The organism is Actinotignum saccati, from assembly GCF_051265055.1.
Classification (GTDB): Bacteria; Actinomycetota; Actinomycetes; order Actinomycetales; family Actinomycetaceae; genus Actinotignum.
In genome coordinates this window covers 25,548-40,723 of sequence record NZ_JBOZCC010000001.1, presented here as the reverse complement: position 1 = coordinate 40,723, position 15,176 = coordinate 25,548, and the positions used below count along the sequence as shown (strand labels likewise).

14 protein-coding genes are annotated in these 15,176 nt (G+C 62.6%); 10 read left to right on the top strand and 4 right to left on the bottom strand.

Annotation, left to right across the window (positions count from 1 at the left end):
• Window positions 1–45: 45 nt before the first annotated feature.
• Window positions 46–210 (bottom strand): 50S ribosomal protein L32, encoded by a 165-nt coding sequence (gene rpmF, locus ACRQEC_RS00150; protein ID WP_016442420.1) that lies wholly within the window; start codon window positions 208–210, stop codon window positions 46–48.
• A 200-nt stretch (window positions 211–410) separates the two neighbouring features.
• Between rpmF and ACRQEC_RS00145 the strand changes: the two genes are divergently transcribed.
• The 4 genes from ACRQEC_RS00145 (at window position 411) to epsC (ending at window position 3,516) form a co-directional block, all read left to right on the top strand.
• Window positions 411–1,049, top strand: a complete 639-nt coding sequence (locus ACRQEC_RS00145) for an IMPACT family protein (protein WP_284889718.1) — start codon at window positions 411–413, stop codon at window positions 1,047–1,049.
• A 97-nt stretch (window positions 1,050–1,146) separates the two neighbouring features.
• A complete protein-coding gene (locus ACRQEC_RS00140) occupies window positions 1,147–1,800 on the top strand; it encodes a TetR/AcrR family transcriptional regulator (RefSeq protein ID WP_284889719.1) in 654 nt (217 codons plus the stop codon).
• A 126-nt stretch (window positions 1,801–1,926) separates the two neighbouring features.
• The gene (gene cysK, locus ACRQEC_RS00135; RefSeq protein WP_284889720.1) at window positions 1,927–2,859 is read left to right on the top strand and encodes a cysteine synthase A; all 933 of its coding nucleotides are present in this window, start codon (window positions 1,927–1,929) and stop codon (window positions 2,857–2,859) included.
• A gap of 84 nt (window positions 2,860–2,943) precedes the next feature.
• The gene (epsC, locus tag ACRQEC_RS00130; RefSeq protein ID WP_087071041.1) at window positions 2,944–3,516 is read left to right on the top strand and encodes a serine O-acetyltransferase EpsC; all 573 of its coding nucleotides are present in this window, start codon (window positions 2,944–2,946) and stop codon (window positions 3,514–3,516) included.
• Window positions 3,517–3,562: 46 nt separating this feature from the next.
• Here the strand turns inward: epsC and ACRQEC_RS00125 are convergent, their stop codons facing one another.
• Window positions 3,563–4,009, bottom strand: coding sequence for a ribose-5-phosphate isomerase (locus tag ACRQEC_RS00125; protein ID WP_026428484.1), 447 nt, complete (start codon window positions 4,007–4,009; stop codon window positions 3,563–3,565).
• A 216-nt stretch (window positions 4,010–4,225) separates the two neighbouring features.
• On the opposite strand from ACRQEC_RS00125, the gene ACRQEC_RS00120 reads away from it, so the two are divergent.
• The 5 genes from ACRQEC_RS00120 (at window position 4,226) to ACRQEC_RS00100 (ending at window position 10,477) form a co-directional block, all read left to right on the top strand.
• Complete coding sequence (locus ACRQEC_RS00120; protein ID WP_284889721.1) at window positions 4,226–6,271, top strand: M13 family metallopeptidase; 2,046 nt, start codon at window positions 4,226–4,228, stop codon at window positions 6,269–6,271.
• 260 nt (window positions 6,272–6,531) lie between these two features.
• Window positions 6,532–7,593: an ABC transporter ATP-binding protein gene (locus tag ACRQEC_RS00115; RefSeq protein WP_284889722.1), complete on the top strand. Its 1,062-nt coding sequence runs from the start codon at window positions 6,532–6,534 to the stop codon at window positions 7,591–7,593.
• Window positions 7,590–8,420 (top strand): ABC transporter permease, encoded by an 831-nt coding sequence (locus ACRQEC_RS00110; RefSeq protein ID WP_284889723.1) that lies wholly within the window; start codon window positions 7,590–7,592, stop codon window positions 8,418–8,420. Before ACRQEC_RS00115 ends, ACRQEC_RS00110 begins: the two co-directional genes overlap by 4 nt.
• A 258-nt stretch (window positions 8,421–8,678) precedes the next feature.
• The gene (locus ACRQEC_RS00105) at window positions 8,679–9,788 is read left to right on the top strand and encodes a sensor histidine kinase (protein WP_284889724.1); all 1,110 of its coding nucleotides are present in this window, start codon (window positions 8,679–8,681) and stop codon (window positions 9,786–9,788) included.
• Window positions 9,785–10,477 (top strand): response regulator transcription factor, encoded by a 693-nt coding sequence (locus ACRQEC_RS00100; RefSeq protein ID WP_284889725.1) that lies wholly within the window; start codon window positions 9,785–9,787, stop codon window positions 10,475–10,477. Before ACRQEC_RS00105 ends, ACRQEC_RS00100 begins: the two co-directional genes overlap by 4 nt.
• Window positions 10,478–10,507: 30 nt before the next feature.
• Here ACRQEC_RS00100 and ACRQEC_RS00095 read toward each other — a convergent pair whose 3' ends face one another.
• Entirely contained in the window at window positions 10,508–11,104 is a 597-nt protein-coding gene (locus tag ACRQEC_RS00095) for a mycothiol-dependent nitroreductase Rv2466c family protein (RefSeq protein ID WP_284889726.1), read from the bottom strand.
• A gap of 100 nt (window positions 11,105–11,204) precedes the next feature.
• Between ACRQEC_RS00095 and pepN the strand changes: the two genes are divergently transcribed.
• Window positions 11,205–13,757 carry an aminopeptidase N gene (pepN, locus tag ACRQEC_RS00090; RefSeq protein WP_284889727.1) on the top strand — a complete coding sequence of 851 codons (2,553 nt, stop codon included), beginning with the start codon at window positions 11,205–11,207 and terminating at the stop codon, window positions 13,755–13,757.
• A 256-nt stretch (window positions 13,758–14,013) separates the two neighbouring features.
• On the opposite strand, the gene ACRQEC_RS00085 is transcribed toward pepN, so the two are convergent.
• Window positions 14,014–15,147 (bottom strand): mandelate racemase/muconate lactonizing enzyme family protein, encoded by a 1,134-nt coding sequence (locus tag ACRQEC_RS00085; protein WP_284889728.1) that lies wholly within the window; start codon window positions 15,145–15,147, stop codon window positions 14,014–14,016.
• Between the last annotated feature and the right edge of the window lie 29 nt (window positions 15,148–15,176).

The following is a 15,176-nucleotide window of genomic DNA, read 5'->3' as shown; positions in this document are numbered from 1 at the left end:
TGAGGAATCCTCACGAGGGTAAGCAAGCTTGAGCTTCCCGCGGACTTAGTCCGAGAGCAGACCCTTCTTGTAAGCCTTGGCCAGCTTGCGCGGGATGCGCACTTCGCGGCCCCGCACGCGGACGGTCTGGAGCTCGGTGAGCTCGGCCTTCCACTGGGAGCGACGAGAGCGGGTGTTGCTGCGGGACATCTTGCGCTTAGGTACTGCCATGTCAACCGCTCCTCTCTACTTTCCGGGCCGCCCTGCGCAGCCGCTACGAATCTTCGTGAATATCCGCGCCACTAGTGACGCTTCAATAACACACAGCGAATGAGTCTACCTCATCACCTCCCCGCCGCGCCAGATGGCGCGTGTGAGATATCAAGCATCGCCGCGCCCCGTGCGCGCACCGGTGATGAGAGAATACCGATATGTCGGATGTGCTATTAGAGGCCGGGGCGCGCTACGAAACCGAACTCGAGATCAAGCGTTCGCGTTTTATCACGGTACTGGCGCGGGTTGCCACCGAGGCGGAGGCGCGCGCCGTAATCGACGGCGAGAAGCGGCGCTTCCCCGATGCGCGCCACCATTGCAGCGCCTACGTGGTCTCCGTTCCTGGTAGCGCTCCGATCCACCGTTCTTCTGATGACGGCGAACCCTCCGGCACCGCCGGGCGCCCCATGCTCGATACTCTCCTCGGCGCGGGCATCACCGACGTCGTCGCGGTGGTCACCCGATATTTCGGGGGAACCCTGCTGGGAACGGGCGGCCTGGTGCGGGCATATTCGGATTCCGTAACCCAAGCGCTCGGCCAGGCCCGCATGGTGGAACGGCGAGTCGTGCCCCGTTACCGGGCTTTCCTCCCCCATTCCGATGCCGGCAAGTACATTGCCACCCTCTCCGGCGCCGGCTTCACCCCGGAGATGGACTACCGCGACCACGGTGTTGAATTGCATATTTCTACGGAGCGCGGCGCGGCCCTGGCCGCTATGATGGCAGAGTTATCCGCGGGGAATGTCGGCGTCGAACAAATTGAGGATGCGATTATCGAGGTCCCCTTACCTGGATAAACATGACGACTCGTCTATAGCGCGTTAAAATAAACAAAAACGGCCACATCGTGCTGCGCCGTATCGACACACATCAACCCCTGAATACGGTGATGCCATGAGAAGCCCCCTGCGGTCACACAAGAAGACCGGCCCTAAACCGACCTTTACTGCCGATGAAGCAATCGATGCAGTTTTCGAAATCGGTTTGGATCGGTTCACGCTCGGCCAGGTTGCCGAGAAGCTCGGTGTGGCCACATCCGCTCTCTATCGCCTTTTCAAAAGCCGCGAAGACCTCATGGAAGCGTGTTTGGCGCGCGTTTCGAGCGAATATCCCCCACCCGAAGGGGATAGCGCGGATGCCTTGCTGCGCGATTATGCGAATAAGGTATGGGAGCTCATGGATACCCACCCGGGGCTCGACCTGCTTTTCGTGCAGTTCTCCGCCACCTCGCGTTTTATTGCCCCGCACCTCAACGCCCTTATTAATGCGCTCGAAGATATCGCCGGCTGGGATGTGGAAATCGGGCTGCTGGCGGTGGATACCGTTACCAATATCATTATGGCCACCCACGCCGCGGCCGCGTCATTCAATAACGTCAAAGATGATGCCGATATCGCCCAGCCCACCCGCGGAAATATTGTGCTGTTCTCCCGCCTGAAATGGCGCGACCGGGCCAACCTCGATACCAAACTCGATTTTCTCATTCCGGCTTTCGCCGCGGAGGCCGAACGGCGCGCGCAGGAATCGGGCACCACCACGCGCGGCTAGCGCAAGCATTTGCCCAGCTCTATCCACATCTCGGGCCACGGTGCGCCGCGCGCACTCCAGAAAATACGATGGAGCGGCGGGAACAATATGGCTCGCAGCGGCGTTAGCGTACCCGAGGAGGAAAATATGACCATTTTCAACGACGCTACTGAACTAGTGGGGCACACGCCCCTCGTCCGTATCAATAAGCTCGCGGAGGGCAGCTCCGCGGAAGTCCTCGCCAAGCTTGAGTTTTACAATCCCGCCAACTCGGTAAAAGACCGGGCGGCGGTAGCCATTATCGACACCGCTGAAAAGGCCGGTGCGCTGCGCCCCGGTGGCACCATTGTGGAGGGCACCTCCGGGAATACCGGGATCGGCCTGGCCTGGGTAGGTGCCGCGCGCGGATACAAGGTTATTTTGACGATGCCGGCATCCATGTCGGTGGAACGGCGCATGCTGCTGCGCGCTTTCGGGGCGCGCCTGGAGCTCACCGACCCGAAGGAAGGCATGCGCGGCGCCGTGGCGCGCGCCGAGGAAATCGTGGCGACTACCGAGAACGCGATTCTGGCCAGCCAGTTCACGAACGTCGCCAACCCGGCGATCCACGAAAAGACCACGGGTGAGGAAATCTGGGCGGATACCGAAGGCAAGGTGGATTACTTCGTTGCCGGTATCGGCACCGGGGGCACCATTACCGGGGCGGGGCGCGCGCTGCGCCGTCACAACCCGGACGTGAAAATTATCGCGGTGGAGCCCGCCGAATCCCCGCTGCTTTCCGAAGGACGGGCCGGTTCGCACGGCATCCAGGGTATTGGCGCGAATTTCGTTCCTGAGGTGCTTGACACCGAGCTTTACAACGAAGTCATCCCGGTTCCCACCGCGAAGGCTCTCGAGGTTGCCCGCGCGGCTGCTACCTCAGAGGGCTTGCTGCTGGGCATTTCCGGAGGCGCCGCGCTCCAGGCCGCCCTCGAGGTGGCGGGGCGCGAGGAAGCTGCCGGCAAGCGCATCGTGGTGATCATCCCCGATTTTGGGGAGCGTTACGCTTCCACTCCCCTTTTCGATCCCTACCGCGACTAGTGGTAGGTACCGGTACGACGGCGCAGGCCAACCTGGCGCGGGGCTATGAGCCCACGGCGCGGGCGGCCCGCTAGAGTAGGTCCTATGGGTTTATCTCGAGCACTCCGGCTCATGCGGGAAGATATTGATACGGCGCGCCGGCGCGATCCGGCGGCGCGTTCCCGCCTGGAAGTGGTACTGGCTTACTCCGGCGTGCATGCCGTGTGGGGGCACCGGGTGGCACACGCGATGTGGGAGGCGACGCCGCGGCTGCGGCTACCGGCGCGCCTCCTCTCCCAAGCCACCCGGTTGCTCACCGGGGTAGAAATCCACCCCGGTGCCCACATTGGCCGCCGTTTCTTCATTGACCACGGCATGGGTGTGGTGATCGGGGAAACTGCGGAGATCGGCGATGATTGCATGATCTACCACGGGGTAACCCTGGGTGGGTCATCAGCCGAACCGGTCAAACGCCATCCCACCTTGGGAAATGGTGTCATGGTGGGGGCAGGCGCAAAGATACTAGGCCCTGTTCACATTGGGGACGGTTCCCAGGTGGGCGCGAACGCCGTCGTCGTTCATGATGTGCCGGCGGAAGCGACCGCGGTGGGAATCCCCGCGCGGGTACGCACCCCGGCCCATCACGAACCACTCATCGATCCAGCGATATATATCTAGGCCGCTTTAGGCGCCCTCATACCGCTTTAGGCGCCTTCGTACCGCTTTAGGCGCCTTCGTACCGCGCGATCTGGTCGATACGGCGCTGGTGGCGCTCGTCTTCACTGAAGGGCGTCTCCAGGAAAAGCTTGACCAGGTGCCAGGCTTCTTCCTGGGTGTGCTGGCGCGCGCCGATGGAAATGACGTTGGCGTTATTGTGTTCGCGCCCGAGCTTGGCCGTATCTTCATTCCAGGCGAGGATGGCGCGCACCCCGCGCACCTTATTCGCGGAAATCTGCTCGCCGTTCCCGGAGCCACCCAGCACGATGCCCAACGACCCGGCATCGTCTACAACGCCCTGCCCGCAGGCAATGCACGGGGCGGGGTAATCATCGAGCGCGTCGTAGGTTTTCGCGCCGTGGTCAACAACTTCGTAGCCACTCGCTTCGAGCTTCTCCACCAGGAATTCCTTGAGTTCGAAACCGGCATGATCTGTTCCAATATGTACTCGCATGCAGCAATCCTATCCTATTGTGCCGCTTGTCACTTTTACTTTGGGGATGGTGCGGCGACGGCGCCCACGGGGCCAACGGTGCATACGGCGCCCACGGTGCGCCGCGACGGTGCGGCGGCGCGATGGCGCCGCCAGCGCGAGCCCGGCGGGAACGAGGAGCTGCGCCCGTGGCGATGCGCTATTTAAAGTGTCGTAGGCGTCCACTACCCTGGACACATGACTGATACTGCTTTGCATGCTGTGCTTTCGGGCGCTGATACTTCGGTGCGCCCCCAGGATGATCTTTTCCGTGCCGTCAATGGCACCTGGTTGCGTGAGAAGGAAATTCCGGCCGATCAGGTCTCGGTAGGCTCCTTTATTGATCTGCGCGATGAAGCTGAGCTCCACGTGCGTGAGCTCATTGAGAAGGCCGCTGATGCGGCGGGTGCTACCCCTTCGGAAACGGCCGCGGATTCCGCACCGGGCGTTCCGGCGGAATCACTGGCGAAGGTTGTGGCCCTCTACCGTTCCTTTATTGATACCGCGGCGATTAATGAGAAGGGCACCGCTCCCCTCGCCGCTGATCTTGACCAGGTGGCCCAGGCGGAAACAAAGGAAGATCTGGCCCGCGTGATCGGTGCGCTCATGCGCACCGGGGTGGATAGCTTCTTCGGGGTGGATGTAGCCCCCAGCCTGGCCAATCCCAATGTGAACGAATTTTCCATCGGCCAGTCCGGTCTGGGCTTGCCCGATGAAGCCTATTACCGCGAAGCGCAATTCGCTCCGATGCTGGATGCTTACCGGGATTTTGTGCCGCAACTAGCCCAGCTGGCTTTTGATGAAGCGGCCACCCAGCCTAGCCCCGCCATCACGGCCGCTTCCGCGCGCGTTATCGATGTGGAAACGAGGCTGGCCGCCGCGCATATGAGCCGCACCGATGCCCGGGATATGGATAAGGTCAATAACCCGATGTCCTTCGCGGATTTCGTGGCCTCGGCCCCGCAATTCCCCTGGGCCACCGCGCTGCGCGCTATCGGTTATGATCCCGATCAGCTCGGCACCATTATTGTGACCACCCCGCAGGCACTCCAGGCTGCCGCGCAACTGTGGGAAGAAACCCCGCTGGAAACCTTGCAGGAATACACCCGCTGGCGCATTCTGCTGGCGCGTGCCTCCTACCTGCCCGAAGTGATCGATGCAAAGAATTTCGATTTCTACGGCAAGGTGTTGGCCGGCACCACCCAGCAGCGGGATCGTTGGAAGCGCGCGGTGCAGCTGGTCAATGCTGTGCTCGGCGAAGCTGTGGGTCAGCTTTACGTGGCCTCCTACTTCCCGCCTGAACATAAAGCCACCATGGATCAGCTGGTCGCGGATCTCCTTGATGCCTACCGGCTTTCTATCCGGGGCCTTGACTGGATGAGTGATGCCACCAAGGAGCGCGCCCTGGCCAAGCTAGATACCTTCGCCCCGAAGATCGGCTACCCCGATAAGTGGAAGGATTATTCCTCCATGCAGATTGGCACGGATCTGCTGGCCAATATTCGTGCGGCCTGCGAATTTGAGGTGGAGGAAAATATCGCCAAGCTCGGCAAGGAAGTTGATCGCAGCGAATGGCATATGAATCCGCAAACGGTCAACGCCTACTACAACCCGCAGTGGAATGAGATCGTCTTCCCCGCCGCGATTTTGCAGTGGCCGTTCTTCGAGCAGGATCGCGATGCAGCCTTCAATTACGGCGGTATCGGCGCGGTGATCGGCCACGAAATCGGGCACGGTTTCGATGACCAGGGCTCGAAGTTCGATGCGGATGGCTCCCTCAATAACTGGTGGACGGATGAGGACCGCGCCGAATTTGAGAAGCGCACCGCCGCTCTTATCGCGCAATTCAATTCCTATATTCCGGCCCAGTTGAACGGGGATGAGGCCTTCCACGTCAATGGTGAGCTCACCCAGGGTGAAAACATCGGGGATTTGGGCGGCTTGTCTATCGCGCTCAAGGCTTATGAAATCCACCTGGAACGCGAGGGCCTCACCCTGGAGAGTACCCCGGTGATTGACGGCTACACCGGCGCGCAGCGCGTCTTCCTGTCCTTCGCCAAGATCTGGCAGGGCAAGAACCGTGACGAATGGGCTCGCCAGCTCATCGCCATCGACCCGCATTCCCCGTCCGAATTCCGGTGCAACGGCACGGTGAAAAATATCGACGCCTTCGCGCAGGCTTTCGGCCTCGAAGAAGGCGACGGCCTCTACCTCGCCCCGGAAGAACGCGTGCGTATTTGGTAAAAGCGCTCTTCGTGCGCACGGCATATTGCGTGCGCGATACCGCGCATACGCACCATTCCGCGTGCGCGGCCGAAGTAGCGTGCACGGCATCGCACGGTGCCGAAATAGTACGACGACGGCGCTAACGCGCGCCTAGTTGCCACGGCGTACCGGCGGCGGAGTGCCGGACTGACCAGGCCACCTATCCATGACATCTGTCATGAAGAATTGGTGATGCATGGCAGTTCCGGCGCCCCGCCGCCCATTTTTACACTGATGGCATGAACACAAGACCAGCGGCCAACTCGGCCCACCCGGCCCGGCCGGAACAAGCGACGGTCCCAGCCCGCACCGCACAGCCGGCCGCCGCGATGCAGCCAGGCGGCATCGCGCAGCCAGCCGGCACCACAAAGCCAGCCGTTTCCGCCCGCGCCCTCAGCCGTTCTTTCGGTAACGTGCGCGCCGTCGATAATATCGACCTCCGAATCGACACCGGGGAGATCGTGGCACTCCTCGGCCCCAACGGCGCCGGGAAAACCACGCTCCTCGATATGGTCCTCGGCTTCACCAAACCCAGCCGCGGCACCCTGGAAGTTTTCGGCCAGACTCCCGGCTCCCCGGCCCTCACCGGGCACATCGGCGCCATGCTGCAGACCGGTGGAATGCTCCGTGATCTCACCGCCGCGGAAACCCTTCACTTCCTCGCCGACTGCCTCCCCTTCCACCTGCCGGTGAGCGACGTTATTGAACGCGCCGGCATGAGCGACTTCGCCTCCCGGAAAATCGCCAAATGCTCTGGCGGGCAAATCCAGCGCATCCGCTTCGGTGCCGCCCTGCTATCCGACCCGGAGCTACTCATCCTCGACGAGCCCACCGCGGGGCTGGATGCCACGGCACGCCGTGACTTCTGGGAGCATATTCGGGCTGACGCCGCCCGCGGACGCACCATTATTTTCGCCACCCACTACCTCCAGGAGGCCCAGGACCTCGCCGAGCGGGTCATCCTCATGAATAACGGGCGCATCGTAGCTGACGGAAGCGTTGCCGAGATTACCGCCCAGCAGCGCCACCACCTGACCGTCATCTGGAATCCGCAGGCCACCATCACTCCGGAAGAGCTGGCCCGCCGCACCGGCGCCGACACGGTGGAACGAGACGGCGATCTGGTGCGTTTCACCGTGGCTGATTCTGATCGGCTTGCCGCCGTCATTCTTGGCGAAGGGCTCGGCTCCCATCTCCAGATCTCCGCCGCCAGCCTCGAAGATGCGTTCTTCAGCCTCACGGCCTCCCCACACACCGATTCGCCCGCCACCGCTGCGGCACCCGAAGGAGCCCTCTCATGACCACCCTCATAGCCAGCCCGGCCGCGCCCCGTTCCCGCACCAGTATCTTCTTCTCCTATATCCGCCACGAACTCTGGCGAAATCTGCGGATGGTGGACTCCCTTATCTTTCTTATCGCCCTCCCCCTCGTGATTTTCGCGGTTTTCGGAGTGGCCTCACCGGGAACGGATAAGCACATTCCCGGCGGCACCCTCGCCGCCTACGTCATGGTGAGCTTGGCCCTTTACGGGGCAGCCACCGCCGCGACGTCCATGGCGGGCGCCGCCGCCGTGGAACACGACAGCGGCTGGGGCCGCCACCTGGCCCTGACCGGCATGCGCCGCGGAGACTACCTGGCGGGCAAAATTATCGTCAGCCTCCTCATTGCCTGCCTCCCCATCGGCGCGACCTTCTTCCTCGGAATTCTGACCACCGCGCAATTTGATACCCCCGGGATCTGGCTCGCGAGCGCCGGTCTGTGCCTGGTGGGCGTCTTCCCCTTCGCTTTCTTCGGCCTCGCCGTTGCTCTGGCGCTCCGCAGCGAAACCGCGGTGTCCATTGCCTCCGGTGTGGTGGTGCTCCTCGCTTTCCTCGGTAATCTCTTCATGCCGCTGAGCGGAGCCATGATGGAGCTGGCCCGGTACACGCCCTTTTACGGGGCGGGCGTGCTGGCACACTGGCCCCAGAACGGGGACGTGATTATTACCGGTGCTTTCGCCACGCCGGGTATGCCGGAGGCCCTTCCCACCGAATCCTTCGCCTGGGCAATCGGGAACGTGGCGGTGTGGACGCTCATCTTCGCGGTGCTGGCGCTCCTGGCCCTGCGCCGTTCGACGGTGCGGCGCTAGCGTGCGGCGCTAAGGTACAGCAACGTGCGAGCACATCAGCAGGCACGAGCGGCGGCCGCGGAGGAACTTCGCGGCCGCTATGCTCGTGGTATGGCCCCATCCCCCGCCGCTCCTTCACCCGGCTCCGCCCCGTCTCCCGCCGTCTCAGCGGCCAGCTCCGTCTCAGCGGCAAGCACCGCCCCGGCCACCGCAGCCCCGTCCATATCCGCAGCCCCGTCCGCCTCTGCCGCGTCTCCCTCCAGCCATTATTTGAACCGCATGTGGCGCACCGCTAACCAGATACCGGCGGCCCCCACCACCCGCCGCGAGCGCCTGACCATGCTCTTCGGCAGCGGGATCTGGCTGATTTTCCTGGTCTTTCCTTTCGCGGGGGTGCTCTTCACGCAGGGGCTCTCCCCCGCCGAGCGCACCCTCGGCTATATCGGGCTGGCCGCGTTCGCATTCTTCTATATCTTGGCTTTCCAGTTCCCGGATCTGCGCCCCACCTGGCCGCGCTGGGTTTCCCTCTTGCTCTGGACGCTCACCCTGGGGCTATCGGCGGCGCTCATCCCGCCTTTCCCCCTGGGTTTCGCTTTCACCGCGCCATTTTTCGCGGCAATCTGGATTTTCTCCCTCCCGCTTATCCCCGGGATTCCGTGTGGATTGCTGTGTTTCGCGGGCGGAGCGGTGGCCCACCTGTTGGCGCCCTATGGTTTCTTGTGGGGAGCGTTCCTGGGCAGCATTATTATCCCGATGATCCCCATTCTCATCTCGCGGTTGCTGGAAGAATTTGCCACGCGGTCAGCGCGGATGCGCGCGGAGCTCATCCTTTCCGAGCAGCGTTCCGAACTGGCCTCCGTGGTTCATGATGTGCTGGGCCATTCACTGACCGCCATCACCGTGAAAACTCAACTGGCCGCGCGATTATTGGAGAGCAATCCGGAAGCGGCCCGCGCTGAATTAGAAGACAGCCTCAAAATTTCGCGCGACGCTATCGACACGGTGCGGGCCACCGTCACCGACCTGCGCCAACCCACTCTCGACGCTGAACTGGATTCTGCTTACGCGCTGCTCCGTTCGGCGCGTATCACCGCGCATTTCACGCCTCCCCCGGAACTTCCCCTCCTCACCGCCCAGCTTTTCGCGTGGGTGGTGCGCGAAGCGGTCACGAATACGGTGCGCCATTCGGGTGCGCGCACTTGCACCATCACTATTGAGCAGCGGGAGACGGGCGCGCGCTTGCGGGTGGAGGACGACGGCGTAGGTATCCCCGCGGGGGCTCCGGCAGGGACCGGGCTGACCGGCTTGCGCGAGCGCGTGGAAGCCGGCGGTGGCACACTGGCGATCACCCGGCTGGAACCGGGAACTCGCGTGGAGGTGATCCTATGAACGACGGCGCACAGCTAGGCACCGGTGCCCCCTCCGCCACCAATCCGCACGTGGGCAACGGTGCGGCTACGGGGCCCCACCGCCCCATCCGGGTGGTGATCGCCGATGATCAGCGGATGGTGCGCGAGGCTTTGGCGGCGCTCCTCAACCTGGAAGAGGATATTGAGATAGTCGCGCAGCTGGAAGATGGCAGCGCCGTCGTTCCCACCGTCGCGGAAACCGGCGCCGATATTGCGCTCCTTGATATTGAAATGCCGCGCGTGGACGGAATCGCGGCGGCCCAGGCTCTGCAGGCGGCGGGGGCCGGCTGCGGCGTCGTTATTGTGACGACTTTCGGGCGTGCCGGGTATTTGCAGCGCGCCATGGCGGCCGGGGCGCGCGGTTTCGTGGTGAAAGATGCGCCGGCTGAGGAACTCGCCGCGGCGCTGCGCACCGTTGCGGGCGGCGGCTACGCTATCGATCCGCAGTTGGCCGCGCAGGCCTTGCAAATGGGGCCCAATCCGCTCACGGAGCGCGAGGGTGATGTGCTGCGGCTGGCGCTCAGCGGTGCGACCGTGAAGAGCATGGCCGCGCAGCTGTATCTTTCGCAGGGGACGGTGCGTAATCACCTGTCTGCCGCTATCGGGAAAACCGGGGCGAGCACCCGCACCGAGGCGGCGCAGCTCGCCCGGGCCCGCGGGTGGATCTAAACGTGCACCCGCGGGCGGCGCTGGCGGCCGCTAGCTAAAAATCGGCCCCGTGGTACGCGAGCGCTTGAGCTCGAAGAATCCGGGGGTGCGGGCCAAGGCGAGGCAGCCATCCCAGAGGGCGAGGGCGGCTTCCCCGTGCGGTGCTGGGGAGATGACGGGGCCGAAGAAGGCCGTGCCGTCGAAAGAAATAATGGGCACGCCGACCTCGTCGCCGACGAGGGCCAGCCCGGCCGCCACGCTGTCACGGAGGGCGGCGGCGTAATGGGCGGCGTCGTTCAAATATTCGCTACCTTCGCCGAGGGCCGCGAGCACTTCGGCAAGAATCTCGCGCCCCACGGGGCGCCGGTCTTCGTGAATAGCCTGGCCCAGAGCGGTGTAGAACTCGCCGAGCTTCTCGTTGCCTTCGAGCTGGGCGATTTTCATGGCGACGAGCGCCGTCTCGCGCCCCTCCTCCACGTGGGCGCGGTACTCCTCCGATATATCTTTGCCCTCATTGAGGATCGCGAGGGAGAAAGGCCGCCAGGTGACGGTGAAATCACGAGCGTCGGCCACCTCGGTGACCCAGCGGGAGGTAATCCACGTCCACGGACATGTTGCATCAAACCAAAATTCAACCTGAGTACTCATGGTTCTATCCAAACGTGAAAGCGGGCGGTGCGGGCAAGGGCGCGCCAGAACCGGTAGGATTTCACGTAAATTGTGCTGAAAGCCAAGGAAAGGAAGCTTGATGGCCGGGACTAATCTCACCCGCGCAGAAGCTGCGGAACGCGCGCAGATCGTAGCGACGCAGAATTACCGCATTGAACTTGATCTGACCACCGGGGAGGAAACCTTCGCGGCGGTTACCGAAATTGATTTTGAGGCCACGCCGGGTGCCGATACGTTCCTCGACCTCATCGCGAAGTCGGTGGAGCGCGTGGTGCTTAACGGCGCGGAGCTCGACCCGGCCAGCTACCAGGATTCGCGCCTGCCGCTGCCCAACCTCGCGGCGCAGAACACGGTGCGGGTGGAATCCACCCAGTACTACTCGCGCACCGGCGAGGGCCTGCACCGTTACGTGGATCCGGCCGATGGCGAGGTCTACCTCTATTCCCAGTTTGAGGTGGCGGACGCGCGGCGGGTCTTCGCGAATTTTGAGCAGCCTGATCTCAAGGCGAATTTCACCTTCACGGTGACCGCACCGGAGAACTGGAAGGTGTTCTCCGTGTCCCCCACCCCGGAGCCGGTGGCCCTGGGCGAAGGCAAGGCGCGCTGGGATTTCACGCCCACCGAGCGCCTGTCCACCTACCTGGTGGCGATTGTGGCCGGCCCCTACGAGGGCGTGGAAGGCGAACCCTTCCATTCCATCGACGGGCGCGATATTCCGCTGGGTGTGTACGCGCGTAAGTCGCTGGCCCCCTACCTGGATGCTGATGAGATTTTCACCATCACCCGCCAGGGCTTCGAGTATTACGAAGCGAATTACGGGCATCCCTACCCGTTCCGCAAGTACGACCAGGTCTTCTGCCCCGAATACAATGCCGGCGCCATGGAACACCCGGGCCTGGTGACCATCGTGGAAACCTACGTATTCCGCACCAAGCCCACCGGCGCGATTATCGACCGGCGCACCATCACCATCCTGCACGAACAGGCCCATATGTGGTTCGGTGACCTGGTCACCATGAAATGGTGGGATGACCTGTGGCTCAACGAATCCTTCGCGGAGTTCATGAGCCACCTGGCCGCCGCGAATAACACTCGCTGGAAGGATGCCTGGACCACCTTCCTCGCCTCTGAGAAAACCTGGGCGATCCAGCAGGATCAGCTTCCTTCCACCCACCCGATTGCCGCGGATATTCGCGACCTGGAAGATGTGCTCGTCAATTTTGACGGCATCACCTACGGTAAGGGTGCTTCGGTGCTCAAGCAGCTGGTGGCGTACGTGGGGCAGGAACAATTCCTGGCCGGGGTGCGGGCCTATATCGCCAAGCACAAGTGGGGCAATGCCACGCTCACCGATCTGCTCACCGAACTGGAAGCTTCCTCCGGGCGTGACCTCAAGGAATGGACCCGGGTGTGGCTGGAGGAATCCGGCGTCAATACCCTGCGGCCCGAAGTGGAGGCCAGCGGCGGGGTTATCGACCGGCTCACCGTGGTTCAGAGCAACGACGCGAACTCCTCGCTACGCCCGCACCGTATCCGCATCGCCGGCTACGACCTGGACGGGGACGGGCTGCGCTGCGTGAAATCCGAATGGGTGGATATTGCCGGTGAGCGCACCGAGATCGCGTCCTTCAAGGGTGCTGAGCGCCCCGATCTTATCCTCCTCAACAGCCAGGACTGGGGTTATGCCAAGATTCGCTTCGATGCCGATTCCTTCCGGGTGGCACTGGAGAATCTCGAGAAATTCGATAACCACCTGGATCGCTCCGTGGTGGTCTTCGCGGCGATGGATATGATGCGCGACGGCGAACTTGACGCCCACACCTACGCCGATATCGCGCTGGCGGTGCTGGCGGATGAAACCGATGGCACCGTGCTGCGCGTGGTGCTCGGCTCCCTGCATTCCGCGGTGGAGCTCTACTCCAACCCGGCCACCCGCACCGAGTTCGCGGCGGCCGTTTCCGAGCGCATTTTCGAATTGGCGCTCACCGCGGCACCGGGTTCGGATCGCCAGCTTCAGCTCATGGGTGCGGCGATGCGCCGGGCCGTGAGCGAAGAGCAGCTCGGCCTTATTGCCGGGTGGCGCGATGGCGTGGCCGTTCCGGAAGGGTACGACGTCGACCAGGAAGTCCGCTGGAATATCCTTATCGCCCTGGCGGCTAACGGGCGGGCCGATCAGGACGATATTGACGCTGAGTTCGCTCGCGATTCTTCCTCCTTCGGGCAGATTTTCGCGGCTCAGGCCGAAGGCGCGCTGCCCGATAGCGCAGCTAAGGAAAAGGTTTGGGAAGAAATCGTGCACCCGGAAACCAATACCCGCCAGCGCAACCTCGCCCTGGGCACCGGGCGTTCCTCCGCGGAGAGCGTGCGTGCCTACGCGGAAAAGTACTTCGCGGTGGCCAAGGACATGTGGGATAACAATTCGGTGGAAATCGCCTCGAATATGCTCGAGTACGCCTACCCGGCTCAGCTGGCCGGCCGTACCGACCTCGGGGTGGATCTGCTAGCCCTCGGCCAGGAATGGCTGGCCACCACGGATGCGGCACCGGCCTGCCGGCGTATCGTCTCCGAAGTGGTGGACGGCACCGCCCGGGCGGTGCGCAACCAGGAAGCCGACCGGAAGGCTGGGAACTAGGCCGTAGCCCGATAGCGCGGCGTCGTCGCCGATAATCGGTAACCGAAAAGCGGTAGCCGGTAGCAACGACGGCGCAGGCGACTAGGCCGGTCCTGAAAACGAGAAGTGCCGGGGTGATCATCCTAGAAAGGTGGCCACCCCGGCACTTGCTGTTTCCCGGTAGTTAGTAGCAGTTGATGCGATTAGGCTCGCAACTGCGCTGAAGGGATTAGCCCGGGACCACCCGGGAAGCAGCCGCGCAGATGCGAATCACGGATCACAGATCGCGTTCCGTCAGCGAGTAGGAGAATAGCGCTTCGCGCTCAACGCACTCCCAATCCATATCAACACCAAGACCCGGAGTATCGCTTGCGACGATATTTCCTTCCTCATCGATTCGGAGGGGATTCGTGGCGGCGTATTCCATCGGTTCAATCGGGAGGGCCTGCTCGAAGAAGCGGCAGTTGCCCATGCCCAACATGAGGCTGAGATTCGCTGCCTGGGAGAGCGTATAGCCCCAGGACTGCAGCTCCACCTGCATCCCGTGGGCCTTAGCGAGGGACATAATATGCCGCGTTCCTGTAATACCGCCGGCGAGCGTGGCATCAACTCGCAGGTGATCCCAGGCTTCCCGGCTAATTCCTTGGGTAATTAACCCACCGCTGAGAATCTCGTTGCCAGCGGGAATGATCTCGATATCAAGCTTGCGACGCAGCCACTGGTAGCCTTCCAGATCGGAATCACCCAGGGGCGCTTCGAACCACAGATAACCGAGTTCTTGGAGCCTCTTGCCCACCCGGAGCGCCTCGGTCCGGTCGTAGCGGCCTTCCACATCAAGCATCCATGTCACATCGCGATCCCCAAAGGCTTTCGCCATCTCATCGACAAGCACAAGGTCCTTGTCCGGAATGCACCAGGTATGGAATTTGATGGCACGGTAGCCGGCATCCAGGTACTCCGCAACCTTCTCCAGGTATTCGTCAATAGTGAAGAAGAACGGGGTGCTGGCATAGGCCGGAATAGAACGTTTCGCGCCGCCCAGGAACTGGTACAGCGGGAGATCCGCGGCTTTGGCAGTCAGATCCCACAGCGCGATATCGAGCGGGGCAACTGAGAGCGGAATCATCGAAGCGCAGCGATTCGCCATGACTTTGTACAGAGCCTCGCGATTCACCGCATCCTTACCAAGAATGGAGGGGGCTACGTGGCGAATAGCGTTACCCAGAGCAACGTCCACGCCGCCTTCGGTCCACGAGATAGCGCCGCCCACCCCGTAGGTATCTTGGCTACGCACCCGCACCACGGTATTTGTCACGTGCAGCTCATCGTAATAGGACGAGGTGCGGTAAAGAGCTTGAGGATTGGTCAGGACGTAGACATCGATCTGATCAATCGGTAGCTGTAAGGTCATTTTTTCTCCTTAGATAGATCAACCTTCGT